The 24,814-nt window shown below is 45.8% G+C and carries 36 protein-coding genes; 1 reads left to right on the top strand and 35 read right to left on the bottom strand.

The features are described from left to right. Positions 1-210: 210 nt before the first annotated feature. The 3 genes from AC0VYG_RS22655 to AC0VYG_RS22665 form a co-directional block, all read right to left on the bottom strand. Positions 211-1,002 carry a hypothetical protein gene (locus AC0VYG_RS22655; protein WP_475430121.1) on the bottom strand — a complete coding sequence of 264 codons (792 nt, stop codon included), beginning with the start codon at positions 1,000-1,002 and terminating at the stop codon, positions 211-213. Positions 1,003-1,237: 235 nt separating this feature from the next. Next, the gene (gene ssb, locus AC0VYG_RS22660) at positions 1,238-1,990 is read right to left on the bottom strand and encodes a single-stranded DNA-binding protein (RefSeq protein ID WP_067020071.1); all 753 of its coding nucleotides are present in this window, start codon (positions 1,988-1,990) and stop codon (positions 1,238-1,240) included. Positions 1,991-2,021: 31 nt separating this feature from the next. Continuing rightward, positions 2,022-3,380, bottom strand: coding sequence for an MFS transporter (locus AC0VYG_RS22665; protein ID WP_475430122.1), 1,359 nt, complete (start codon positions 3,378-3,380; stop codon positions 2,022-2,024). Between the two features lie 158 nt (positions 3,381-3,538). On the opposite strand from AC0VYG_RS22665, the gene uvrA reads away from it, so the two are divergent. After that, complete coding sequence (uvrA, locus tag AC0VYG_RS22670; RefSeq protein ID WP_475430123.1) at positions 3,539-6,361, top strand: excinuclease ABC subunit UvrA; 2,823 nt, start codon at positions 3,539-3,541, stop codon at positions 6,359-6,361. Between the two features lie 134 nt (positions 6,362-6,495). On the opposite strand, the gene rplQ is transcribed toward uvrA, so the two are convergent. The 32 genes from rplQ to rpsL form a co-directional block, all read right to left on the bottom strand. Continuing rightward, positions 6,496-6,873 (bottom strand): 50S ribosomal protein L17, encoded by a 378-nt coding sequence (gene rplQ / locus AC0VYG_RS22675; RefSeq protein WP_067020081.1) that lies wholly within the window; start codon positions 6,871-6,873, stop codon positions 6,496-6,498. A 42-nt stretch (positions 6,874-6,915) separates the two neighbouring features. Next, positions 6,916-7,920, bottom strand: a complete 1,005-nt coding sequence (locus tag AC0VYG_RS22680) for a DNA-directed RNA polymerase subunit alpha (RefSeq protein WP_067020084.1) — start codon at positions 7,918-7,920, stop codon at positions 6,916-6,918. A 33-nt stretch (positions 7,921-7,953) separates the two neighbouring features. After that, a complete protein-coding gene (gene rpsD, locus AC0VYG_RS22685; protein ID WP_475430124.1) occupies positions 7,954-8,574 on the bottom strand; it encodes a 30S ribosomal protein S4 in 621 nt (206 codons plus the stop codon). 16 nt (positions 8,575-8,590) lie between these two features. Then, the gene (gene rpsK, locus AC0VYG_RS22690; RefSeq protein WP_012071913.1) at positions 8,591-8,983 is read right to left on the bottom strand and encodes a 30S ribosomal protein S11; all 393 of its coding nucleotides are present in this window, start codon (positions 8,981-8,983) and stop codon (positions 8,591-8,593) included. A 66-nt stretch (positions 8,984-9,049) separates the two neighbouring features. Further along, positions 9,050-9,406 carry a 30S ribosomal protein S13 gene (gene rpsM, locus AC0VYG_RS22695; protein WP_067020090.1) on the bottom strand — a complete coding sequence of 119 codons (357 nt, stop codon included), beginning with the start codon at positions 9,404-9,406 and terminating at the stop codon, positions 9,050-9,052. 125 nt (positions 9,407-9,531) lie between these two features. Then, entirely contained in the window at positions 9,532-9,645 is a 114-nt protein-coding gene (gene rpmJ / locus AC0VYG_RS22700; protein WP_055462823.1) for a 50S ribosomal protein L36, read from the bottom strand. Between the two features lie 18 nt (positions 9,646-9,663). Then, on the bottom strand, positions 9,664-10,995 hold the full coding sequence (secY, locus tag AC0VYG_RS22705; protein ID WP_475430125.1) for a preprotein translocase subunit SecY: 1,332 nt from the start codon (positions 10,993-10,995) through the stop codon (positions 9,664-9,666). Further along, a complete protein-coding gene (gene rplO / locus AC0VYG_RS22710; RefSeq protein WP_475430126.1) occupies positions 10,996-11,430 on the bottom strand; it encodes a 50S ribosomal protein L15 in 435 nt (144 codons plus the stop codon). A 1-nt stretch (position 11,431) separates the two neighbouring features. After that, positions 11,432-11,617 carry a 50S ribosomal protein L30 gene (gene rpmD, locus AC0VYG_RS22715; protein WP_067020101.1) on the bottom strand — a complete coding sequence of 62 codons (186 nt, stop codon included), beginning with the start codon at positions 11,615-11,617 and terminating at the stop codon, positions 11,432-11,434. A gap of 6 nt (positions 11,618-11,623) precedes the next feature. Beyond that, positions 11,624-12,124 carry a 30S ribosomal protein S5 gene (gene rpsE / locus AC0VYG_RS22720; protein WP_067020104.1) on the bottom strand — a complete coding sequence of 167 codons (501 nt, stop codon included), beginning with the start codon at positions 12,122-12,124 and terminating at the stop codon, positions 11,624-11,626. 10 nt (positions 12,125-12,134) lie between these two features. Continuing rightward, a complete protein-coding gene (gene rplR / locus AC0VYG_RS22725) occupies positions 12,135-12,485 on the bottom strand; it encodes a 50S ribosomal protein L18 (protein ID WP_067020107.1) in 351 nt (116 codons plus the stop codon). Positions 12,486-12,495: 10 nt separating this feature from the next. Beyond that, a complete protein-coding gene (gene rplF, locus AC0VYG_RS22730; protein WP_067020110.1) occupies positions 12,496-13,029 on the bottom strand; it encodes a 50S ribosomal protein L6 in 534 nt (177 codons plus the stop codon). Between the two features lie 8 nt (positions 13,030-13,037). Then, positions 13,038-13,430, bottom strand: coding sequence for a 30S ribosomal protein S8 (gene rpsH / locus AC0VYG_RS22735; protein ID WP_067020113.1), 393 nt, complete (start codon positions 13,428-13,430; stop codon positions 13,038-13,040). A 129-nt stretch (positions 13,431-13,559) separates the two neighbouring features. Next, entirely contained in the window at positions 13,560-13,865 is a 306-nt protein-coding gene (gene rpsN / locus AC0VYG_RS22740) for a 30S ribosomal protein S14 (protein ID WP_067020116.1), read from the bottom strand. Between the two features lie 12 nt (positions 13,866-13,877). Next, positions 13,878-14,417: a 50S ribosomal protein L5 gene (gene rplE / locus AC0VYG_RS22745; protein ID WP_067020119.1), complete on the bottom strand. Its 540-nt coding sequence runs from the start codon at positions 14,415-14,417 to the stop codon at positions 13,878-13,880. A gap of 17 nt (positions 14,418-14,434) precedes the next feature. Further along, entirely contained in the window at positions 14,435-14,752 is a 318-nt protein-coding gene (gene rplX / locus AC0VYG_RS22750) for a 50S ribosomal protein L24 (protein ID WP_475430127.1), read from the bottom strand. Between the two features lie 17 nt (positions 14,753-14,769). Beyond that, positions 14,770-15,138 (bottom strand): 50S ribosomal protein L14, encoded by a 369-nt coding sequence (gene rplN, locus AC0VYG_RS22755; RefSeq protein ID WP_067020125.1) that lies wholly within the window; start codon positions 15,136-15,138, stop codon positions 14,770-14,772. A gap of 51 nt (positions 15,139-15,189) precedes the next feature. Further along, the gene (gene rpsQ / locus AC0VYG_RS22760) at positions 15,190-15,450 is read right to left on the bottom strand and encodes a 30S ribosomal protein S17 (protein ID WP_067020128.1); all 261 of its coding nucleotides are present in this window, start codon (positions 15,448-15,450) and stop codon (positions 15,190-15,192) included. A 1-nt stretch (position 15,451) separates the two neighbouring features. Further along, positions 15,452-15,643, bottom strand: a complete 192-nt coding sequence (gene rpmC, locus AC0VYG_RS22765) for a 50S ribosomal protein L29 (protein WP_067020130.1) — start codon at positions 15,641-15,643, stop codon at positions 15,452-15,454. After that, positions 15,644-16,057, bottom strand: coding sequence for a 50S ribosomal protein L16 (rplP, locus tag AC0VYG_RS22770; protein ID WP_013797835.1), 414 nt, complete (start codon positions 16,055-16,057; stop codon positions 15,644-15,646). 10 nt (positions 16,058-16,067) lie between these two features. Further along, positions 16,068-16,748, bottom strand: coding sequence for a 30S ribosomal protein S3 (gene rpsC / locus AC0VYG_RS22775; protein WP_475430128.1), 681 nt, complete (start codon positions 16,746-16,748; stop codon positions 16,068-16,070). A 14-nt stretch (positions 16,749-16,762) separates the two neighbouring features. After that, positions 16,763-17,095 (bottom strand): 50S ribosomal protein L22, encoded by a 333-nt coding sequence (gene rplV / locus AC0VYG_RS22780; protein ID WP_067020136.1) that lies wholly within the window; start codon positions 17,093-17,095, stop codon positions 16,763-16,765. 14 nt (positions 17,096-17,109) lie between these two features. Next, the gene (rpsS, locus tag AC0VYG_RS22785; RefSeq protein ID WP_036163121.1) at positions 17,110-17,385 is read right to left on the bottom strand and encodes a 30S ribosomal protein S19; all 276 of its coding nucleotides are present in this window, start codon (positions 17,383-17,385) and stop codon (positions 17,110-17,112) included. Positions 17,386-17,400: 15 nt separating this feature from the next. Next, positions 17,401-18,225 (bottom strand): 50S ribosomal protein L2, encoded by an 825-nt coding sequence (gene rplB, locus AC0VYG_RS22790; protein WP_067020139.1) that lies wholly within the window; start codon positions 18,223-18,225, stop codon positions 17,401-17,403. Between the two features lie 14 nt (positions 18,226-18,239). Further along, positions 18,240-18,536: a 50S ribosomal protein L23 gene (gene rplW / locus AC0VYG_RS22795; RefSeq protein WP_067020142.1), complete on the bottom strand. Its 297-nt coding sequence runs from the start codon at positions 18,534-18,536 to the stop codon at positions 18,240-18,242. Continuing rightward, a complete protein-coding gene (gene rplD, locus AC0VYG_RS22800) occupies positions 18,533-19,138 on the bottom strand; it encodes a 50S ribosomal protein L4 (protein WP_067020145.1) in 606 nt (201 codons plus the stop codon). The genes rplW and rplD overlap by 4 nt, the downstream gene beginning before the upstream one ends. A 12-nt stretch (positions 19,139-19,150) precedes the next feature. Then, positions 19,151-19,789 (bottom strand): 50S ribosomal protein L3, encoded by a 639-nt coding sequence (gene rplC, locus AC0VYG_RS22805; protein WP_067020148.1) that lies wholly within the window; start codon positions 19,787-19,789, stop codon positions 19,151-19,153. Between the two features lie 131 nt (positions 19,790-19,920). Further along, positions 19,921-20,232 carry a 30S ribosomal protein S10 gene (rpsJ, locus tag AC0VYG_RS22810; RefSeq protein ID WP_012071937.1) on the bottom strand — a complete coding sequence of 104 codons (312 nt, stop codon included), beginning with the start codon at positions 20,230-20,232 and terminating at the stop codon, positions 19,921-19,923. A gap of 204 nt (positions 20,233-20,436) precedes the next feature. After that, a complete protein-coding gene (gene tuf / locus AC0VYG_RS22815) occupies positions 20,437-21,660 on the bottom strand; it encodes an elongation factor Tu (RefSeq protein ID WP_475430129.1) in 1,224 nt (407 codons plus the stop codon). A 36-nt stretch (positions 21,661-21,696) separates the two neighbouring features. Then, positions 21,697-23,790 carry an elongation factor G gene (gene fusA, locus AC0VYG_RS22820; protein WP_475430130.1) on the bottom strand — a complete coding sequence of 698 codons (2,094 nt, stop codon included), beginning with the start codon at positions 23,788-23,790 and terminating at the stop codon, positions 21,697-21,699. 21 nt (positions 23,791-23,811) lie between these two features. Then, a complete protein-coding gene (rpsG, locus tag AC0VYG_RS22825) occupies positions 23,812-24,285 on the bottom strand; it encodes a 30S ribosomal protein S7 (protein WP_199477988.1) in 474 nt (157 codons plus the stop codon). 98 nt (positions 24,286-24,383) lie between these two features. Next, positions 24,384-24,755 carry a 30S ribosomal protein S12 gene (rpsL, locus tag AC0VYG_RS22830; protein ID WP_013659444.1) on the bottom strand — a complete coding sequence of 124 codons (372 nt, stop codon included), beginning with the start codon at positions 24,753-24,755 and terminating at the stop codon, positions 24,384-24,386. Positions 24,756-24,814: the final 59 nt, after the last annotated feature.

Raw genomic sequence — 24,814 nt, forward strand, 5'->3', positions numbered from 1 at the left:
TAGGTCAGTAATGGAAAAGTGAAAGCTGACAATCTTAAAGTCTTCATTAAGATAAAATGTATGAGTAATGGCCTTGTTCTTTTAACTGAATCATAAGCGGAAAGAAGGCATACGTTAACGCTTCGATCAATAGAGGTATGCCTTGTCATCCCTTTCGCCGAAAAAACGGTATCCATATATCCTTCCATTGACAACCAACAATCTTCATCATTATTTTGCGCTGAACAAATGGTCAAGTGAGCCTTTTTGATAAGCCTGCACGGTTTGCCAGGCCACTTTTTGCAGAGCTAGTGCTTCACCTTTTGACATGGAGCCACCAACAGGCGGTGCGGCACCCTCCGGCGAGCGGTGGTACAAAACACTGTAAAAAACACAAGCGGCCAAGTAAGTTCCAGCCAGTGACGGATGTTTGCCATCCACATAGTAAAGGTTAATCTTAGGATACGCTTGGCGAGCGTTGGCAAAAGCCAAGCCAACTGGTGCCACATAGCCACCAGTGTGTTTGGCGATGCGATTATAGGCAAGGGCCAATTTTTTTGTCTGCCAAGGCCGATCCCGATAAGCCCAGGTCATAAAATACACCACCTTTTCCCCTGCTTGATGGGCAATCTTCGCCATTTCAATGGCCGAATGAACAAACCGATAGCGCACAGCAGCCCTACGGGAAATCGGCCCAGTGGAATTCCCCTGCAACACTACCGTATCCCAGTGACGCAATTTATTCTCACTGACTAAAATCGGTTTCAGACCTCCCAAATGAGCACTGGAAATAGTTGCCGCCCGAAAATGGTAATCTTTGGATACCAGAGGCATTAAAGAACGCACCAAATCCCGAAGACGGTTATTTATATTGTCATTGAAAAAGGTAAAAGAGTTCCCGAAGAAAATAACCTGATGATTATCCCCCACCATGGGTGCATTGGGAGCGGATGCCATAACACCTTGCCCATAACAGGCAAAAGGTAGCAGCAGGGCAAGTACCAGAAGCGATTTCTTAAACATTGAACCGTATCTCATCACTGACTCAATTAGGTTTTATATACCACTGGAGCGAAACAGCAAACAGATAGAACAGGGATAGCTACGCACTTTGCTACAAACCAAGCGCCCCCTCTACAAAGTAAAACAAAACGATAAAAAAGTATATCACGCGATCTAATGAAGCTACGCTAAAAAAGAAAGCCGCTAAAATAGCGGCCTCCAATCAAATTTTTACATTTTATGTCTCAGGTAAATCCTAAAACGGAATATCGTCGTCAAAGTCGTCAAAATTTGGCGCTTGTTGAGGTTTTGGTTGCTGAGCAGGCTGCTGTGGCGCACGCTGTTGCGGTGCTGGTTGCTGTTGTGGTGCTGGTTGAGACGGAGCCTGTTGAGGTGCATTACCCCAGCTACCAAAAGACTGCGGTTGCGCTTGTGGCGCCGCTGGCTGATGCGCAGGTTGCTGTGGTGCTTGACCATACCCACCTTGCTGAGGTGGTTGGTTAAAACCACCGCCCTGAGGAGCATGTTGTGGCGCGGACTGTTGTGGTGCTGCAGGCTGCTGTGGCGCTTGACCATACCCTTGTTGAGGTGCGTTATTAGAATAACCACCTTGGCCACCTTGCATAGAATCGTAACCACCACTTTGCTGACCGGCATTGTCACCACGACCGTCTAACAATTGCATTTCGTTCGCAACGATTTCGGTTGTGTAGCGTTTAATGCCATCTTTTTCCCACTCACGGGTACGCAAAGAGCCTTCAACATAGACTTTAGAGCCTTTTTTGATAAAGTCGCCTGCAATTTGACCCAAACGATAGTTGCCACGATCCATAAACGCGACACGATGCCATTCGGTGCGTTCTTGCATTTGGCCCGTTTGACGGTCTCTCCAGCTCTCGGTTGTCGCGATGTTGACGTTTGCAACCGCCGCTCCAGAAGGCATAAAACGGACTTCGGCATCGTTGCCTGCGTTCCCGATCAAGATCACTTTGTTAATTCCACGTGCCATGAGGCTCTCCAACTGTTATTCAATATGTTCTTTAGATATTGGCTTGAGGTGCGAGACGTTTTAGGGCCTCTTTATCAAGTATCTTTTTGTCTATTTTAAGATAAGCCGTTAGCTCGTCTTTAAAAATTTGCATGTCTTCTACGCCTGCCACTTTAGTAAGCTGATCAGCCAAGGCATCTAGCGCGTTATCATCACCGTCAGGCAAACTAAACGCCATGCTGCTTAGCTGACGTGGAGCTGGCTGCATAAAGCACACGACTGTCCATAGCATTAATACAATACCGACAACATCAAATAACGTACTGTTTGAGTAATGCTGCAATATCCAGCCGCCACCGATTCCCCCTAAAAAAGAGCCGAGAAATTGGTGGGTTGAAAACACGCCCATTGCCGTGCCTCGGTAACCAACAGGAGCTTGCTTACTAATCAAGGATGGTAAGGTCGCTTCAAGGGTATTAAAACCAACAAAGTAGCACCACAATAGTAGACCAAACACCCATAGATGAGGGGCCCATTGTAATAAAATAGCACTCAGTCCCAGCATCAAAACCACGCTAAAAACAACGGCCTTCATTTTGCCTTTTGCTTCAGCGATGATCACTAATGGTACCATACCTACGAAGGCAAAACCCATTACTCCAAGGTAAAGCCAGCTATGATCGGCCAACGGCAAACCAAAGCGCTGAATCAATAAATGTGGCACGGTGATGAACAATGCCGTTAAGCTAGCATGCAGCAATAACACACTGATGTTAAGGAAGCGCAACTTACCGTCTTTAATCACACGTCCAAGCGCCACTAAACTGGGCGTTGTGTCGCGTTTAAAGGTATGCTGGACAACGTTAGGAACAACAAACAAAATCAAGGCTATGCCAAGGAAAGAAAAACCGAACGACAAGTAAAACAAGCCAGACAAGCCGACTAAATCAAATACCCATGGTCCAAGTACCAGAGAAATCATAAAAGAAGCGCCGATACTCACACCAACCATCGCCATGGATTTGGTGCGGTTTTTCTCTCTAGTAACATCACTCAATAAAGCCATTAAGGTACTGGCTATCGCCCCAGCGCCTTGTAATGCACGACCGACAATAAGTACATGTATGCTGGTTGCATTCGCACAAATCAAACTCCCCAATGCGAACAGCAGCAAACCGATAACAATGACACGCTTACGACCAATTCGGTCAGACCACATGCCCATTGGTATTTGCAATATGGCTTGGGTGAACCCATATATACCAATCGCAGTACCAATCAAGGCGGCATCGGCTCCTTGTAGACCATCTGCGGCCACACTGATGACGGGCATAATAAGAAATAAGCCTAGCATTCTAAAGAGATAAACAAGCGCTAGGGCAAGGACAGATCGACGTTCAAGTGCATCCATAAGGAGATTCAACCACTCAACTTAGGTTTAAGAAAAAGGAAAATGTCAATATTACAAAAATTAACGTTGAAGCTCTATTTCAACTACTGTAAAAATAGACAGTTATTCTACTCACAACGAAGCTAATTTCTGTTGACCAAAGACTATATTGGAGACACATGGATACTATCACCATACGCGGAGCACGCACCCACAATCTTAAAAATGTGGACCTAGACATTCCTAGAGACAAACTCGTGGTGATCACTGGCCTATCTGGCTCAGGCAAATCTTCCCTCGCTTTTGATACCTTGTATGCAGAAGGTCAGCGTCGCTATGTAGAATCACTGTCAACTTACGCTAGACAGTTTCTATCCATGATGGAAAAACCAGATATTGATCATATCGAAGGCCTTTCCCCAGCCATATCCATTGAACAGAAATCAACGTCTCACAACCCCCGTTCTACCGTTGGTACGATCACAGAAATCTATGATTACTTACGGTTGCTATTTGCTCGGGCAGGCCAGCCACGCTGTCCTGATCATGGAGAGCCATTAGAGGCGCAAACCATATCACAAATGGTCGATAAGATAATATCTCTTCCCGAGGAAACTAAAATGATGTTGCTTGCGCCGATTGTAAAAGATCGCAAAGGCGAGCATCTTCATGTACTTAACGATTTGTTATCTAAAGGTTTTATCCGTGCTCGCATCGACGGAATTGTGGTCGATTTAGACGATGCCCCCACTTTAGAAAAAAATAAGAAACATACCATAGAAGTTGTCATTGATCGTTTTAAAGTTCGTAAAGATTTACAACTTCGCCTTGCTGAGTCGTTTGAAACCTGTCTTTCCTTATCCGATGGTATTGCCAAAGTCATTAATATGGATGATGAAAAAGACATTCATATTTTTTCCAGTAAGTTTGCCTGTCCAGTCTGTGGCTACAGCCTTACGGAGCTCGAACCACGCCTGTTTTCGTTTAACAACCCTAATGGAGCTTGTCAAACGTGTGATGGACTGGGGACACATCAAGTCTTTGATCCTGAACGCATTATTCAAGATGACACACTGACCCTTGCGGAAGGGGCTATTCGTGGCTGGGGACGTCGCAGTATTTTTTACTACCAGCAACTAAACGCACTAGCAAAACACTACGGTTTTGACATCGACGCCAAGTTCAAAGACATCCCCAAACAGTATCAGGATAAGATCCTCAACGGATCAGGCAAAGACAAAATCGATTTTGTCTACATCAATGAACGTGGCGACAAAATGATTCGTTCTCATGCCTTTGAAGGGGTGCTGCCCAATCTACAACGTCGCTACCATGAAACCGAGTCTGATAGCGTTCGTGAAGACTTATCCCAGTATATTACGACACAGCCATGCCCTGATTGTCATGGTTCACGACTCAATCGCTCAGCGCGCAATGTGTTTATCAATGAAGAAACGCTCCCTGAGATTGTGAAATTCCCGATTGCAGAATGCCTAACCTACTTTGAAAACCTCACCTTAACAGGTGCTCGGGGAGAGATCGCCTCGAAGATTCTTAAAGAAATTCGCGACCGTCTGACGTTTCTTGTCAATGTTGGCCTTGAGTACCTGACATTAGATCGTAAAGCCGACTCATTATCAGGCGGGGAAGCGCAACGAATTCGACTCGCGAGCCAAATTGGCGCCGGATTAGTGGGTGTTATGTATATCCTTGATGAGCCTTCTATTGGCTTGCATCAGCGTGATAACGAGCGGCTTATCTCCACATTGACGCGATTACGGGATCTCGGCAACACGGTCATCGTTGTGGAGCACGATGAAGATGCGATTCGTGTCGCGGACTTTGTGGTGGATATTGGTCCTGGCGCTGGGGTTCATGGTGGAGAAATTATCGTCAGCGGTACACCACAAGACATTATGAATTGCCCTCAGTCTGTCACTGGACAGTTCTTAAATGGGCAACGCAAGATCGACATACCAGCCAAACGCCATGAAGCAATCAACAATCAAGCACTAAAATTGATTGGGGCAACGGGCAATAACTTAAACAAAGTCGACTTAAGCATTCCGTTTGGCGTGATGACATGTATTACAGGAGTCTCTGGGTCAGGTAAGTCTACCTTGATCAACGGTACGCTCTTTCCATTAGCCGCCACCGCATTAAATGGCGCGACAACGTTAAAAGCAGCTCCCCACGAAAAAATCGAAGGATTAGAGTTATTCGATAAATGCGTCGACATTGACCAAAGCCCCATCGGCCGTACACCTCGCTCTAATCCGGCAACCTACACGGGCATCTTTACGCCCATGCGTGAATTGTTTGCCGCCACACAAGAAGCTCGTTCTCGCGGTTATAAGCCTGGCCGCTTTAGCTTTAACGTAAAGGGCGGACGCTGCGAAGCCTGCCAAGGCGACGGTGTCATCAAAGTAGAGATGCACTTCTTACCCGATGTCTATGTGCCCTGTGATGTCTGTAAAGGCAAGCGCTATAATCGTGAAACCCTTGAAATACATTATAAAGGGAAGAACATTCATGAATGCCTAGAAATGACCATTGAGGATGCCCGAGAGTTCTTCGATCCAGTCCCTGCGATTGCGAGAAAACTACAGACGCTGATTGATGTGGGGCTTGGTTATATTCGTTTAGGACAAGCCGCTACAACACTCTCTGGAGGGGAAGCACAGCGCGTGAAGCTTGCCAAAGAGCTGTCTAAACGGGATACCGGAAAAACCCTCTATATTCTGGACGAGCCAACCACTGGTTTGCATTTTGCAGACATCGAGCAACTACTGAAAGTGTTACATCGTCTACGAGATCACGGCAATACCGTTGTTGTTATTGAGCACAATCTTGATGTCATCAAAACAGCGGACTGGATTGTCGATCTTGGCCCTGAAGGCGGCAGTGGCGGCGGTTACATCATTGCAGAAGGGACGCCAGAGGACATTGCTCACAATGAGACATCCCATACCGGGCGCTTCTTAAAACCCATGCTGAAATAAATAGGCTGGGTAATTAACAAAAGTCCAAGACACGTGCTTGGACTTTTTTATATCTAAAATACAGCCCGCTTCATTGTAAATATCAGATAAAAAAAACCGGACACAAGGTCCGGTTTTTTTATTACAAACTGATATTACTCAGCGGCTTCAGCAACTGGTCGATCAACCAATTCAACATAAGCCATAGGCGCGTTGTCACCTGCACGGAAGCCACATTTCAAAATGCGAACATAACCGCCAGGACGAGCTTGGTAACGAGGACCAAGTTCAGAGAACAATTTACCTACTGCGTCTTTGCTACGAGTACGAGCAAAGGCAAGGCGACGATTCGCTACAGAATCTTCTTTCGCCAATGTGATCAAAGGCTCAGCAACGCGACGAAGTTCTTTGGCTTTCGGCAACGTAGTTTTAATAACTTCGTGCTCGAATAAAGAAGCAGCCATATTTTTGAACATCGCTTTACGATGAGAGCTAGTACGGTTTAAGTGACGTCCACTCTTACGATGACGCATTTTACATTCCTTACCAAACTACGGTGGTCAGGGAACAATGACCTAGCGAGCTAGAACTTTGCTATCGTCTTTTAAGCTAGCTGGTGGCCAGTTTTCTAGACGCATTCCCAAAGACAAACCACGCTGTGCTAAAACATCTTTGATTTCAGTTAACGACTTCTTACCCAAGTTTGGCGTCTTAAGAAGCTCAACCTCAGTACGTTGAATCAAATCACCGATGTAATAAATGTTCTCTGCTTTTAAACAGTTAGCACTGCGAACGGTCAACTCAAGATCATCAACCGGGCGTAGCAAAATTGGATCAATCTCATCCTCTTCTTCCACAACAGGCGCTTCGCTTTCGCTTTCAAGAGCGACGAAGACAGCAATCTGCTGCTGAAGAATGGTCGCAGCACGACGAATGGCTTCTTCAGGGTCAATCGTACCATTAGATTCGATATCTAATACTAACTTATCTAAGTCGGTACGTTGCTCTACACGAGCACTATCAACACTGTAGGCCACACGGCGAACAGGACTGAACGAAGCATCCAGCTGCAAACGGCCGATAGGACGAGTCTCATCGTCGCTTGCAATACGGGCATCAGCAGGCTCATAACCACGACCACGTGCTACTTTGATCTGCATATTAAGTACTGCAGTGTCATCCAAGTTAGCAATAACATGATCAGGGTTAGCGATCTCTGCATCAGCAACCAACTGGATATCTCCAGCCGTTACGACACCAGGACCTGTTTTACTTAAAGTAAGAGTTGCTTCATCTTGCCCGTGTAGAGCGATCGCAACTCCTTTCAGGTTAAGAAGAATTTCTATGACATCTTCTTTAACCCCTTCGATTGCGCTGTATTCATGCAATACGCCGTCGATTTCAACTTCAACAATTGCACAACCAGGCATTGAAGACAAAAGGATGCGGCGCAACGCGTTACCTAAAGTATGACCAAAACCACGTTCAAGTGGTTGAAGCGTTACTTTAGCGCGCGTTTTGCCTAATTCCTGAACTTCAATGTTGCGTGGGGTTAACAATTCGCTCACTGAACGCTGCATAGATCCACCTATTTCTTAATCCCAATCACCGACTTACTTAGAGTAAAGTTCGACGATTAGGTTCTCATTAATTTCAGCTGATAAATCGGCACGCTCTGGAGCAGCTTTGTAAGTTGCTTCCAATTTAGTGGAATCCACTTCGATCCAGTGGATCGGTGCACGATTTTTAGATAGCTCTAATGCGCTTTGAACACGCAATTGCTTTTTCGCTTTTTCACGGAGAGACACAACGTCACCAGCTTTTACTTGGTAAGACGGAATGTTAACCGATGCACCATTAACTAGAATGCCTTTATGGCCAACTAGCTGACGGGCTTCCGCACGAGTAGAACCAAAACCTGCGCGGTATACAACGTTATCTAAACGTGATTCCAAAAGTTGCAGAAGGTTTTCACCTGTTGCACCTTTAATACGAGCGGCAGATTTGTAGTAGTTACGGAATTGTTTTTCAAGAATGCCGTACATACGGCGAACTTTTTGTTTCTCACGTAATTGCAAGCCGTAGTCAGAAAGGCGTCCGCGACGTGCACCATGTACACCAGGAACGGTTTCTGCTTTACATTTAGACTCAAGAGCGCGTGAACCGCTCTTCAATTGCAAGTCGGTACCTTCACGACGAGACAACTTACAAGTTGGACCTATATAACGAGCCATGTATCTGTCTCCTCAATTAAACGCGACGTTTCTTAGGTGGACGGCAACCATTGTGCGGGATTGGCGTCACATCTGTGATGTTATTGATACGCAAGCCCAATGCATTCAATGCACGAACTGCGGACTCACGACCTGGACCTGGGCCCTTGATCATGACGTCAACGTTTTTAAGGCCGAATTCTTGTGCGACAGTACCGGCACGCTCCGCAGCAACCTGCGCTGCGAAAGGAGTACTTTTACGAGATCCGCGAAAACCAGAACCACCGGCAGTAGCCCAAGACAATGCGTTGCCTTGGCGGTCGGTGATAGTCACGATCGTGTTGTTAAATGACGCGTGTACATGAGCAACACCATCAACAACCGTCTTTTTGACTTTTTTCTTGGTATTGCGCGTAGCTGGCTTAGCCATATTGCACTTTTCCTATTTAATGCTCAGCTCTAACAAACTTAGTGGCTAGAGCGAAACGCGTTTATATTACTTACGAATAGGCTTACGAGGGCCTTTTCGTGTGCGAGCGTTCGTTTTGGTACGTTGACCACGAACAGGTAGGCTGCGGCGGTGACGAATACCACGATTACAGCCAAGATCCATCAGACGTTTAATAGACATACTGACTTCACGGCGTAGATCACCTTCTACAGTATACTTAGCAACTTCACCACGAAGTTCATCAAGTGTTTCATCACTTAAAGAACTGATTTTGGCAGTTTCAGCAACACCTGACGCGGCGCAAATTGCACGCGAACGAGTGCGACCAATTCCGAAGATGTAAGTCAGAGAAATGACCGCATGTTTATTGTCAGGAATATTGACACCGGCTATACGGGCCATTCAATTTACTCCGTTGTTATGGATGATTTTCAAATCATCGCTTTGCTTTCATGAGGGCGGCTGATTATGCCTATATTTAGGCGAAAAATCAACCACCCTTTTCCCATCATAGAGCGAATTCGCTGTTAACCTTGACGCTGTTTATGGCGAGGCTCAGAGCAAATCACTCGAACTGAACCGTTACGACGAACGATTTTGCAGTTACGACAGATTTTCTTTACAGATGCACGTACTTTCATGTTCAACTCCAACCTATGCTAACGCATTAGGCCATTTGGACCATAACCAGTCAGATTAGATTTCTTCATTAATGACTCGTACTGATGACTCATTAAGTGACTTTGTACTTGCGACATAAAGTCCATTACTACTACCACGATAATCAATAACGATGTACCGCCAAAGTAGAAAGGAACATTCCACGCAACAACAAAGAACTGAGGCATCAAAGACACCAGTGTGATGTATAACGCACCAAACAGGGTCAAACGGGTCATTACACCATCAATATATCGAGCTGTATGATCGCCTGGACGAATACCCGGCAAAAACGCACCGGATTTTTTTAAGTTATCTGCCACATCTTTAGGGTTGAACACCAGCGCTGTATAAAAGAAGCAAAAGAAAACAATTGCTATCGCAAACAACAGCACATATAGAGGTTGTCCAGGAGCTAGAGCCAGAGAGATATTCTGCAACCATTCCATGCCCTTACCTTGACCAAACCATTGGCCGATCGAGGCAGGAAACAGAAGGATACTTGAAGCGAAAATAGGTGGGATAACACCCGCCATATTCACCTTAAGCGGCAAATGACTCTTCTGTGCGGCAAACACCTTGTTACCTTGCTGGCGTTTCGCGTAATTCACTGTAATACGGCGCTGACCACGTTCGATAAAGACCACGAACGCAACCGTTGCCACAGCAATCACACCGATAAACAACAAAGCAAGAATATTAATATCGCCTTGACGAGCCGATTCAAATGAGCGACCTAGAGCAGCAGGAATACCAGCTACGATACCAGAGAAAATGATAATGGAAATACCATTACCAATGCCCTTTTCAGTGACTTGCTCACCCAACCACATCAAGAACACAGTTCCAGCAACCAACGAAACCACAGCAACACCGTAGAATTGTAGGCCAGCATGGAAAGCGATCCCTTGACTGGCTAGACCAACTGCCATAGAGGCAGATTGGATAAGCGCTAACAGTACCGTACCATAACGAGTATATTGGGTAATCTTACGACGACCCGCTTCACCCTCTTTTTTCAACTGCTCTAGCTGCGGACTCACAACCGTTAATAACTGCATAATAATAGAGGCAGAAATATAGGGCAGTATTCCGAGAGCGAAAATACTCATTCGCTGGAGCGCGCCCCCTGAGAATACGTTAAATAAACTCAGAATTGTGCCTTCATTTTGGTTAAATAGGGCAGACAATCTATCAGGGTTAATCCCTGGAACAGGAATGTGAGCACCAATTCGATATACAATAATTGCCAATAACACAAAACGGATGCGAGACCAAAGCTCGCTTAATCCATTTTGCATACCAGCTGGTAGTGAGCCACGCTTTGCCATTTATTCCTCGACTTTTCCGCCAGCTGCTTCAATAGCGGCACGAGCACCTTTAGTCACTTTCAGACCACGAATAGTAATTGCTTTGTCGATCGAGCCTGACAAGATTACACGCGCTGTCTTAATTTGTTGACCAATGACGTCGGCGCCTTTAAGAGCAGCCAAATCTACAACTTCAGCATTTACAGCAGCAAGCTCGTTTAAACGAACCTCAGCAACATACTTAGCCTGACGTGAGGTAAAACCAAATTTTGGCAGACGACGCTGCAATGGCATTTGACCGCCTTCAAAACCCGGTTTCACTGAGCCACCTGAACGAGACTTAAGACCTTTATGGCCACGTCCGCCGGTTTTGCCCAAGCCGCTACCAATACCGCGACCGACACGTTTAGGAGCATGCTTGCTACCTTCGCCAGGACGAAGTGTATTTAAAAACATGTTATTCTCCTACAACTTTAACCATGTAATAAACTTTATTAACCATACCACGTACTGCTGGAGTATCTTCCAGCTCACGAGTTTGGCCAACTTTACGCAAACCCAAGCCTTTGATTGTTTCACGGTGTTTTGGAAGACGACCGATCGGGCTACGGGTTAGTTGAACTGTGATGGTTTTATTCGCCATGACACATTACCCCAAAATTTGATCGACTGACTTACCGCGTTTTGCCGCGATCTGCTCAGGTGCTTTCATGTCTTGCAAACCTTTAATCGTAGCGCGAACCACGTTTACAGGGTTTGTAGAGCCGTAACATTTCGCCAATACGTTGTGAACACCTGCAATTTCAAGAACTGCACGCATTGCACCACCGGCGATGATACCAGTACCTTGAGAGGCTGGTTGCATGTAAATTTTAGAAGCGCCATGCACAGCTTTAACAGGATACTGAAGAGTATCGCCATCTAGCTTAACAGAAACCATGTTGCGACGAGCTTGTTCCATCGCTTTCTGGATTGCTTGAGGCACTTCGCGCGCTTTACCGCGACCGAAGCCAACCTTACCATTTCCATCACCAACGACTGTTAGAGCTGTGAAAGAGAAAATACGACCACCCTTCACAACTTTAGCAACGCGGTTTACCTGTACTAGCTTCTCTTGGAGGTCGCTAGTTTGTTGTTCATTAACTGCCATTTGCTACCCCTTAGAACTCTAGACCGGCTTCACGTGCGGCATCAGCTAGCGCTTGAACACGTCCGTGGTATTTGAAGCCAGCACGGTCAAAAGCGACCGTAGTGACACCTGCTTCTTTAGCGCGAGCAGCAACCAAAGCACCGACTTGTTTAGCCGCTTCTTTGTTACCAGTCGCTGTAGCACGTAGAGATTCTTCTAGTGTAGAAGCGCTCGCTAGCACTTTACTACCACAAGGAGAAATAACTTGAGCATACATATGGCGTGGTGTGCGATGTACAGTAAGACGATTCGCACCTAGTTCACGAATATGTAGGCGCGCACGACGTGCACGACGAATTCGAGATTGTTTCTTAGTGTTCATGAATGCTTACCTACTTCTTCTTAGCTTCTTTACGACGAATGATCTCGTCAGAATAGCGAACACCTTTGCCTTTGTATGGCTCTGGTGGACGGAAACCGCGAACTTCTGCAGCAACTTGACCAACGGCTTGTTTATCAATGCCTTTGATCACAACTTCTGTTTGAGAAGCACATTCAGCTGTAATACCTTCAGGTAGTTCGTAATCAACTGGGTGAGAGAAACCCAGAGATAGGTTAAGTACTTTGCCTTTAAGCGCAGCACGGTAACCAACACCTTGAAGAATCAAACGTTTCTCGAAACCTTGACTAACACCAATAACCATGTTGTTAATCAACGCACGAGTAGTACCAGCTAAGGCACGGCTTTGTTTCGCACCATCGCGGGCAGCGAAGGTGATAACATTTTCTTCTTTAGTCACTTGAACGCTTGTGTGAACATCTAGCTCTAAAGAACCTTTGCTGCCTTTAACAACAACATTTTGTCCTTTAAGAGTAAAATCTACACCACTAGGAAGCGTCACGGGACTATTAGCAACTCGAGACATACTAACTCCTAGAATACAGTGCAGATTACTTCGCCACCGATGCCAGCTGCACGAGCTGCACGGTCAGTCATCACACCTTTAGAGGTAGAGATGATCGCAACGCCAAGGCCAGCTTCTACTTTAGGTAGATCTGCAGTGCCTTTGTATTGACGCAAGCTTGGGCGAGATGCGCGTTTAATTTCTTCGATAACCGGCTTACCTTCGAAGTATTTCAATTCGATCGTAAGCGTCGGTTTTACTGCTTCGTCTACGGAATAGTTACCAACGTAACCTTCTTCACGTAATACGGAAGCAATTGACACCTTCATGTTTGATGAAGGCATGCTCACAGTGGTCTTCGCAGCCATCTGTGCATTACGAATACGTGTAAACATATCCGCAAGGGTATCTTGCATACTCATTTAAGAGCTCCTAATTGAAAAACCATTGTGCAGCAAATAGAGCTCGCGCATAGTACACAGCAGCGAGCAGAATGTCCAGTAATTAGACACTCCAGTCACTGCTATGTATTATGATCGCGCTCTACTTGCTTACCAACTAGCTTTCTTCAAGCCTGGAACGTCACCGCGCATCGCTGCTTCACGCAACTTGATACGAGACAAACCGAAACGACGGTAAACACCGTGTGGACGGCCAGTCACTTGGCAACGATTACGTTGGCGAGAAGAAGATGAATCGCGAGGAAGCGCCTGCAATTTAAGCGTTGCTTCCCACTTTTCATCGTCCGATGCATTAACGTCGCTAATGATCGCTTTTAGAGCAGCACGCTTTTCAGCGTACTTAGCTACTAATTTGGTGCGTTTTGCTTCGCGCTGAATCATTGATATTTTAGCCATGATTCCTACCTCTTATTTCTTGAAAGGGAAACTAAAGGCGGCTAGCAAAGCACGACCTTCTTCGTCGGTACGAGCAGTCGTAGTAATGGTAATATCCATACCACGTACACGATCTACTTTATCGTATTCGATCTCAGGGAAGATGATCTGCTCTTTCACACCCATGCTGTAGTTACCACGACCGTCGAAAGACTTAGGATTAAGTCCACGGAAGTCACGGATACGTGGAATGGCTACATCAACCAAACGGTCGAAGAAATCCCACATACGCTCACCACGTAGCGTTACTTTACAACCGATCGGGTAACCGTCACGGATTTTAAAGCCAGCTACAGATTTACGAGCCTTAGTCACTACAACTTTTTGGCCGCTCAGTGCTTCTAGATCATTTACCGCATGCTCAAGTAATTTCTTGTCTGCGATAGCTTCACCAACACCCATGTTCAATGTGATTTTAGTGATTTTAGGCACTTCCATCACGTTTTTGTAAGCAAACTCTTCAGTAAGTTTTGCTACAACTTGATCTTTATATACTTGCTTAAGTCTCGCCATGGCTATAATTCTCGCTCTTAGGCGTCGATCGCTTCACTGTTTGATTTAAAGATACGTACTTTCGTACCGTCTTCATTCAATTTAAAGCCGACGCGATCCGCTTTGTCTGTAGCCTTGTTATAAATGGCTACGTTAGAAACCTGAATAGGTGCTTCTTTTTCAACGACGCCGCCAGTTGATCCCTTCATAGGGTTTGGCTTTTCGTGTTTCTTGATCATATTGACACCAGAAACAAGAACTCGGCTCTCGTCTACTACTTTAACAACTTTGCCGCGTTTGCCTTTATCTTTACCAGCAATCACAACAACTTCGTCGTTACGTTTGATTTTACGCATAAATGTCCCCCTCCCTCTTACAGCACTTCAGGTGCAAGAGAAACAATTTTCATGAACTGCTCTGTACGCAATTCACGTGTTACAGGGCCAAAGATACGAGTACCAATAGGCTGCCCTGAAGCATTCAGTAGAACCGCAGAGTTTACATCAAAGCGGATTACAGAGCCATCAGAACGACGAACACCTTTCTTAGTTCTAACGACAACTGCGTTGAGAACCTGCCCTTTCTTAACACGACCACGAGGGATCGCTTCTTTCACTGTGACCTTAATGATGTCACCGATAGCAGCATAACGACGATGTGAGCCACCCAGTACTTTGATACACTGAACACGCTTTGCGCCGCTGTTATCTGCTACATCAAGCATCGATTCTGTTTGAATCATTACTGCTCTCCAATCAAATTAGATAACAAGTCTCACGAAGGAAGGAGCAGCTTATACAGCTGCTGCTTTCTCAACAACTTGAACCAGATTCCAAGTCTTAGACTTAGAGTAAGGACGCGTTTCAACGACCTTAACAGTATCACCGATCTGGCACTCATTGTTTTCATCATGAGCGTGTAATTTAGAAGAACGACGGACAAACTTACCGTATAGAGGGTGTTTTTCTGTACGTTCCACTAGTACTGTGATGGTTTTATCCATCTTATCGCTTACTACTTTACCAGTAGCTGTACGCGCTTTTGTTTCTGCCATCTTAGTTACCTGCCTTATCATTTAGCACGGTTTTTACACGTGCGATATTGCGGCGAACTTGCGAGAGCAAATGAGTTTGCGTCAACTGACCAGTTGCTTTCTGCATACGCAGTGTGAATTGCTCACGTAGCAGCTCAATCAAGGTCGCTTGTAGCTCTGCTACAGACTTTTCTTGCAGTTCTTTTGCTTTCATCTACATCACCGTACGCGTTACGAAAGTTGTGGACAGAGGAAGCTTAGCAGCAGCTAGAGCAAACGCTTCGCGTGCTAGCTGTTCTGAAACGCCCTCAACTTCATAAAGCATCTTGCCAGGTTGAATCTGTGCAACCCAGTATTCTACGCTACCCTTACCTTTACCCTGACGAACCTCAAGAGGTTTCTGAGTAATCGGCTTATCAGGGAACACACGAATCCAGATTTTACCACCACGTTTGATATGACGAGTCATTGCACGACGCGCCGCTTCAATTTGACGAGCAGTAATACGACCACGTTCGGTCGATTTCAATCCGAATTCACCAAAGCTAACTTGGTTACCGCGTAGAGCAAGACCGCGGTTACGGCCTTTTTGCATCTTACGGAACTTAGTACGTTTCGGCTGTAACATGACTTACCCCCTACTTAGACTTCTTCTTTTGTGCGCCTTTTTCAGCACGCACTTGCTCAATACCGCCCAAGATTTCGCCTTTGAAGATCCACACTTTGACACCGATGATGCCGTAAGTTGTAGACGCTTCATAAGTAGCGTAGTCAATGTCAGCGCGTAGAGTGTGTAGAGGCACACGGCCTTCACGGTACCACTCAGCTCGGGCAATTTCTGCACCGCCTAGACGACCACTTACCTGAACCTTGATACCTTTCGCGCCTGCACGCATAGCATTTTGAACGCCACGTTTCATTGCGCGACGGAACATAACACGACGCTCAAGTTGGCCAGCAATGTTTTGCGCAACCAATTTTGCATCTAATTCAGGCTTACGAATTTCTTCGATGTTGATATGAACTGGCACGCCCATCATTGCTGACACGTCGTTGCGTAGTTTCTCAACATCTTCACCCTTCTTACCAATCACGATGCCTGGACGGGCAGTATGAATGGTAATACGAGCTGTTTGAGCAGGACGTTGAATCTCGATACGAGAAACAGAAGCCTGAACCAATTTTTTCTCCAGGAACGCACGAACCTGAAGATCATTTAATAGCAGCTTAGAGTAGTTTTGATTATTAGCATACCAAGTAGAGGTATGATCTTTAACTATCCCTAGGCGGATACCAGTTGGATGAACCTTCTGACCCATTGGGTTTCTCCTAATTAGTCAGCGACTTTAACTGTAATATGGCAACCGCGTTTTAAAATACGGTCAGCACGGCCTTTAGCACGTGGCATAATACGTTTCAGAGTCATTGCCTCGTCAACATACGCCGTAGATACACGCAAGTCATCAATGTCAGCACCTTCGTTATGCTCAGCGTTCGCTACAGCAGACTCCAGTACTTTTTTGACAATTACTGCCGCCTTTTTAGGACTGAACGTTAAAATGTTCAGTGCTTCGCTAACAGATTTGCCGCGGATTTGATCTACAACCAAACGGGCCTTCTGCGCAGAGAGGCGAGCACCTTTCAATGAAGCGCTTACTTCACTCATGTTAATACCCCTTATTACCGTTTGGCTTTCTTGTCCGCAGCATGACCACGATATGTACGGGTCGGAGCGAACTCACCCAGTTTATGACCGACCATATCTTCAGTTACTAGAACTGGAACATGCTGGCGACCATTATGGACAGCGATAGTCAACCCTACAAAATCAGGGAAGATAGTAGAACGGCGTGACCAAGTTTTAATTGGACGACGATCTTTTTTCTCTACCGCAGCCTCTACCTTTTTCAACAAATGAAGGTCGATAAAAGGACCTTTTTTTAGTGAACGTGGCACAGTCGTTTCCTCTTATTACTTAGTACGACGACGTACAATAAGTTTATCAGTACGCTTGTTGCTGCGTGTTTTGTACCCTTTAGTAGGCACACCCCAAGGTGTAACAGGATGACGACCACCCTTACTACGACCTTCACCACCACCATGCGGGTGATCCACTGGGTTCATCGCCGCACCGCGAACGGTAGGACGAACACCACGCCAACGCGTAGCACCAGCTTTACCAAGAACTCGTAAGCTATGCTCAGAGTTTGATACTTCACCCAAAGTAGCGCGGCATTCAGTCAATACTTTACGCATTTCGCCAGAACGTAGGCGAAGAGTAACGTAACGACCTTCACGAGCAACTAGCTGAGCAGACGCTCCGGCAGAACGGGCAACTTGTGCACCTTTACCAGGCTTAAGCTCGACGCAGTGTACGGTACTACCAACAGGAATATTTTGCAGAGGCAAAGTATTACCCGCTTTGATAGGCGCATCTGCACCACTAGAAACAACACTGCCAGCCACCATACCTTTGGAAGCGATAATGTAACGACGCTCACCATCAGCATATTTAACCAATGCAATATTTGCAGAACGGTTTGGATCATATTCCAAACGCTCAACTACCGCAGGAATTCCATCTTTGTTACGACGAAAATCAACAACACGGTAATGCTGCTTATGACCACCACCTACGTGACGCGTAGTGATGCGTCCGTTATTGTTACGACCACCTGATTTGCTTTTTTTGTCTAGCAAAGGTGCATATGGTGCGCCTTTGTGCAAATCGTTGTTGGTAACTTTAACAACGTGACGACGGCCTGCAGACGTTGGCTTACTTTTTACAACAGCCATTGACCTATCTCCCCTTATTCAGCGACCATGAAGTCAATTTCTTGGCCTTCAGCCAAACGTACGTACGCTTTTTTCACGTCACTACGCTTGCCTAGACCACGAACTGTACGCTTAGTTTTACCTTTGTGGTTCAACGTGCGAACAGACTCAACTTTGACTTCAAAAAGTGCTTCGATAGCTTTTTTGATTTCAGGTTTTGTTGCATCACCAGTTACACGAAAAACGTACTGACCATTACCTTCGGCAACGATAGTCGCTTTTTCAGAGATGTGTGGACCCAACAGAACTTTATAAATACGTTCGCCGATCATGCCAGTGTCTCCTCAACTTGTTTTAGAGCACCAACTGTCACCAACACTTTGTCGTAAGCAATCAAGCTAACAGGGTCGATAGACGCTGCATCACGTACATCTACGTTCGGGATGTTGCGAGCCGCTAGGAAAAGATTGTCATCCAATTCATGGGAAACAACCAAAGCGTTCTCAACATTCAATTCTGCCATTTTTGCTTTGAAAAGCTTAGTTTTTGGAGCGTCCAATTTAAGCTCTTCAACAACAACAAGACGGTCTTGACGTACAAGTTCAGACCAGATGGTGCGCATTGCTGCACGATACATCTTCTTGTTTACTTTCTGAGAGTGATCTTGTGGTTTTGCCGCGAAAGTTACACCACCAGAGCGCCATAGAGGGCTACGGATAGTACCTGCACGTGCGCGACCAGAACCTTTTTGTTTCCAAGGTTTACGTCCGCCACCGGCCACTTCAGAGCGAGTTTTTTGTGCACGTGAGCCTTGACGAGCACCAGCCAAGTAAGATGTCACTACTTGGTGAACTAGCGCTTCGTTGTATTCACGAGCGAAGGTTACTTCAGAAACTTCTACTGTTCCTTCCGCACCTGTAAGATTCAAGTTCATTGTCTACCCCTCTTAGCGTGCTTTAACAGCTGATTGAAGAATAACATCACCGTTAACTGCGCCAGGAACCGCACCTTTCACTAGGATAAGGTTACGCTCTGTGTCAACTCGTACTACTTCCAAAGACTGAGTAGTAACTTGTGTTGCGCCCATTTGGCCTGCCATCTTCTTGCCTTTCCAAACACGACCAGGTGTTTGACATTGACCGATAGAGCCAGGAGCACGGTGAGACAATGAGTTACCATGTGTTGCGTCTTGCATACTGAAATTATGACGCTTGATGGCACCTTGAAAGCCTTTACCTTTAGATTGACCTGTTACGTCAATCGTAGAGATAGATTCGAAATCTGCTACAGTCAGCTCATCACCAACATTGATTTCTTTTTCATCACCAGACAGGCGGAACTCCCACAAACCACGACCAGCTTCAACATTTGCTTTTGCGTAGTGACCTGCAGCAGCTTTGTTGACGCGGCTCGAACGGCGAGTACCAACAGTGACTTGAACAGCTTGGTAGCCGTCAGTTTCTGCTGTTTTCACCTGAGTAACGCGGTTCGGTTCAACCTCGATGACGGTTACTGGCACGGATACACCGTCTTCTGTGAAGACTCGTGTCATTCCGGCTTTACGTCCGACTAATTGAATAGCCATTTTTTACCTCATTTGCCAGTTGTGTACGGGGCTATCACCCGCTACGGCTGATCATTCCAGATCATTCCACTATTGTGCATAAGCCGACTGATAACCAGCCGGTTCTCGCACCCCAAACTTTGAGTTTGTTATTAACCCAAAGAAATTTGTACTTCCACGCCTGCCGCAAGGTCTAGCTTCATTAGGGCATCAACTGTTTTTTCAGTTGGCTCAACGATATCTAGAACACGTTTGTGTGTACGAATTTCATACTGATCACGCGCATCTTTATTTACGTGTGGAGAAATCAATACTGTATAACGCTCTTTGCGAGTAGGAAGTGGAATCGGTCCACGCACTTGCGCACCTGTACGTTTCGCTGTGTCCACAATTTCTTGTGTTGAAGCATCAATCAGACGATGATCGAACGCTTTCAAACGAATACGGATTTTTTGGCTTTGCATTTCCAACTCCAAATACAATGTTTGATGACTTAACTGTACATTTTTTAAGCCAACATCCTTTTTAAGGACGGCGAATCTTAGCTATTCAAAAACTGGTTGTCAAGTAACCAATCCTCGAAAGACAAAAATTCACCTTCTAGATAAAAAAAGGCTGCTCATATTCGAGCAGCCTTTTTCGTTCAAATAACTAATTCAAGGAATCAATTATTTAATAACTTTAGCTACAACACCCGCACCTACTGTACGACCACCTTCACGAATCGCGAAACGTAGACCTTCGTCCATCGCGATTGGGTGAATCAGTTCAACAGTCATTTGAATGTTGTCACCAGGCATAACCATTTCTACGCCATCTGGAAGCTCACAAGCACCAGTTACGTCAGTTGTACGGAAGTAGAACTGAGGACGGTAGCCTTTGAAGAATGGAGTATGACGACCACCTTCATCTTTACCCAATACGTAAACTTCAGCTTCGAAGACAGTGTGAGGAGTGATAGAACCTGGTTTAGCCAATACTTGACCACGTTCAACGTCATCACGCTTAGTACCACGTAGAAGAACACCAACGTTCTCGCCTGCACGACCTTCGTCTAGCAATTTACGGAACATTTCAACGCCAGTACAAGTTGTTTTCGTAGTATCTTTGATACCAACGATTTCAACTTCTTCACCAACTTTAACGATACCGCGCTCAACACGACCTGTTACAACCGTACCACGACCTTGGATAGAGAATACGTCCTCGATAGGCATGATGAATGCACCGTCGATTGCACGCTCTGGCTCAGGAATGTATTCGTCTAGCGTTTCAACAAGCTTCTTAACCGCTGTTGTACCCATTTCATTTTCGTCTTCACCGTTCAATGCCATCAAAGCAGAACCTGGGATGATTGGAGTATCATCACCTGGGAAGTCGTATTCAGAAAGAAGGTCACGCAATTCCATTTCAACCAACTCTAGCATTTCAGCGTATTCTTCAGAATCCGCACCACCACAGTCTTCAGCCAACAAATCAGATTTGTTTAGGAAAACTACGATGTAAGGTACACCTACTTGACGAGAAAGAAGGATGTGTTCACGAGTCTGAGGCATAGGGCCGTCAGTTGCACCACAAACTAGGATCGCGCCGTCCATTTGAGCCGCACCAGTGATCATGTTTTTAACATAATCGGCGTGTCCAGGACAGTCTACGTGTGCGTAGTGACGAGTTGGAGAATCGTACTCTACGTGAGAAGTCGCGATTGTGATACCACGCTCACGTTCTTCTGGTGCATTATCGATACCGTCAAAAGCAACAGCTGTACCGCCGAATACTTCTGCACATACACGAGTCAATGCAGCAGTTAGGGTAGTTTTACCGTGGTCAACGTGACCGATAGTACCAACGTTAACGTGTGGTTTATTACGTTCGAATTTACTCTTTGCCATGATACATACACCTTAATGAATTAGTAAGTATGATGATTAATCTTCATTTTTGATGATCGCGTCTGCCACACTAGCTGGTGCTTCAGCGTATTTCTCAAATTCCATCGCATAACTCGCACGCCCTTGCGACAAGCTACGCACGTCGGTTGCATACCCAAACATCTCACCCAAAGGCACTTCTGCTCGAATAATTTTACCAGACGGGGAATCGTCCATCCCCTGTACAAGACCACGACGACGATTCAGGTCTCCCATCACATCGCCCATGTATTCTTCAGGGGTAACAACTTCCACTTTCATTACAGGCTCAAGAACACAAGGATCAGCATCAACTGCGCCTTTCTTCAAGCCTTGAGAAGCTGCAATTTTAAAGGCCATTTCGTTAGAGTCAACATCATGGAAGGATCCATCGATCAGCACGACTTTAAGGCCCAACAAAGGGAACCCCGCAATCACACCATTCTTCATTTGCTCTGAAACGCCCTTTTCTACTGCAGGGATGTATTCTTTTGGAATAGCACCACCAACAATTTCGTTAACGAATTCAAGACCTTCAGTATCCGAAGGAATCAATTTCATTACGACGTGACCATACTGACCACGACCACCAGATTGACGTACAAATTTGTGATCAACTGTCACTTCTTTGCGAATTTTTTCCCGATAGGCTACCTGAGGCTTACCAATGTTCGCCTCTACCTTGAACTCGCGACGCATGCGATCCACAAGAATATCAAGGTGCAATTCACCCATACCAGAAATTATCGTCTGCCCTGTCTCTTCGTGCGTTTCAACACGGAAAGATGGATCTTCTTGCGCCAATTTACCTAACGCAATCCCCATCTTCTCTTGATCAGCTTGAGACTTTGGCTCAACCGCAACGGAGATAACAGGCTCTGGGAATTCCATGCGTTCAAGCACGACAACATCCTTCATGTCACAAAGCGTATCGCCCGTGGTGACATCTTTCATACCTATAGTGGCAGCAATGTCTCCAGCTAATACTTCTTTGATCTCTTCACGGTTATTGGCATGCATTTGAACCATTCGGCCAACACGTTCACGCTTCTGCTTAACAGAGTTGTAAACCGCATCGCCTGTTTTTAATACACCAGAGTACACTCGAATAAAGGTAAGCGTCCCAACAAATGGATCGGTCGCTATTTTAAACGCCAACGCAGAAAACGGAGCATTATCATCCGCCTCACGAGCAACTAACGTTTCACCATCCTCAAGCGTGCCTTCAATTGCTTTTACTTCCACAGGAGAGGGCATGTACTCAATAACGGCATCCAAGACAGCTTGAACACCCTTATTTTTAAAGGCAGATCCGCAGGTCACCAAAACAATCTCATTGGCTAATGTGCGCGCACGTAATCCTGCCTTAATCTCCTCAACAGATAAGTCCCCTTCTTCAAGGTACTTATCCATTAACTCTTCATTCGCTTCAGCAGCCTCTTCAACCAGCTTTTCACGCCAAGCACTTGCTTCATCCAGAAGATCCGCAGGTATGTCTTCCAACACGAAAGTCATACCGCTGTCTTCGTCATTCCACTTGATTGCTTTCATCAGAACCAAATCAACGACACCTTGAAAGTTTTCCTCAGCACCAATATTCATTTGGATCGGAACGGCGTTAGCACCTAGCCTTTCTTTCATCTGACGTATAACAGAGAAATAATCCGCACCCGTACGATCCATCTTATTGACGAACACCATACGCGGTACTTCATATTTATTTGCTTGACGCCAAACGGTTTCAGTCTGAGGCTGTACACCAGAAGAGCCACAAAGCACAACGACAGCACCATCCAAGACACGCAAAGAACGCTCAACTTCGATTGTAAAGTCGACGTGCCCTGGCGTATCTATAATATTGATACGGTGTTGCTCGAACTGCTGACTCATACCACTCCAGAAACAAGTCGTTGCTGCGGAAGTGATGGTGATACCACGTTCTTGTTCCTGCTCCATCCAATCCATGGTGGCGGCACCATCGTGCACCTCACCAATCTTATGGGACAGGCCAGTATAGAAAAGAACGCGTTCAGTTGTCGTCGTTTTACCCGCATCAACATGCGCACAGATACCGATATTACGGTAGCGGTTGATAGGTGTCTTACGTGCCACTGTCTTTGTTGCTCCGGTCGATTAGAAACGGTAGTGCGAGAATGCTTTGTTAGCTTCTGCCATACGATGAACGTCTTCACGTTTTTTAACAGCAGAACCTTTATTTTCAGAAGCATCTAGGATTTCACCTGCTAGACGTAGCGCCATGGATTTTTCACCACGCTTACGAGACGCTTCAACCAACCAACGCATAGACAATGCTGCACGACGAGCTGGACGTACTTCTACAGGGACTTGGTAAGTCGCACCACCCACACGGCGAGATTTAACCTCAACCATTGGCTGGATAGATTCTAGAGCTTTTTCGAAGATCGCCATTGGATCTTCAGATTTAGTACGAGTAGCAACTGTTTCTAGTGCATTGTAAACAATGCTTTCTGCAACAGATTTTTTGCCACTAACCATTACATGGTTGATGAACTTAGCAAGAAGTTGGCTTCCGTGTTTAGGATCCGGAAGGACTTCACGCTTAGCGACGACGCGTCTTCTAGGCATGTCTATATCCTCTTCAGGTTCGTCCGAGACAATACAATTATTGCTCGGCCTTACTGTATTAAAATTTTTTGTCTAAACAAATACTAAGCAGTGTTAACTTACTTAGGACGTTTAGTACCGTACTTAGAACGGCCTTGCTTACGATTTTGTACGCCTGAAGTATCCAAGCTACCACGAACAGTGTGATAACGAACACCTGGAAGGTCTTTTACACGACCGCCGCGAATCAGCACGACGCTGTGTTCTTGCAGGTTGTGACCTTCACCACCGATGTAGGAAGTTACTTCAAAGCCGTTAGTCAAGCGAACACGACATACTTTACGCAAAGCCGAGTTAGGCTTTTTAGGTGTAGTAGTATATACGCGAGTGCAGACACCGCGGCGTTGCGGACAAGCTTGTAACGCAGGAACGTCACTCTTTGCCACTTTACGTTTACGTGGTTTACGAACCAACTGGTTAACGGTTGCCATTAAACAAGCTCCACAGATCCAATTCTTATGGCGGAAATCGCCAAAAATAAGGAGGCGCA

The sequence above is a fragment of the Marinomonas sp. 63XJN7_7_ISO-PGPR-S23-202 genome (assembly GCF_056173505.1).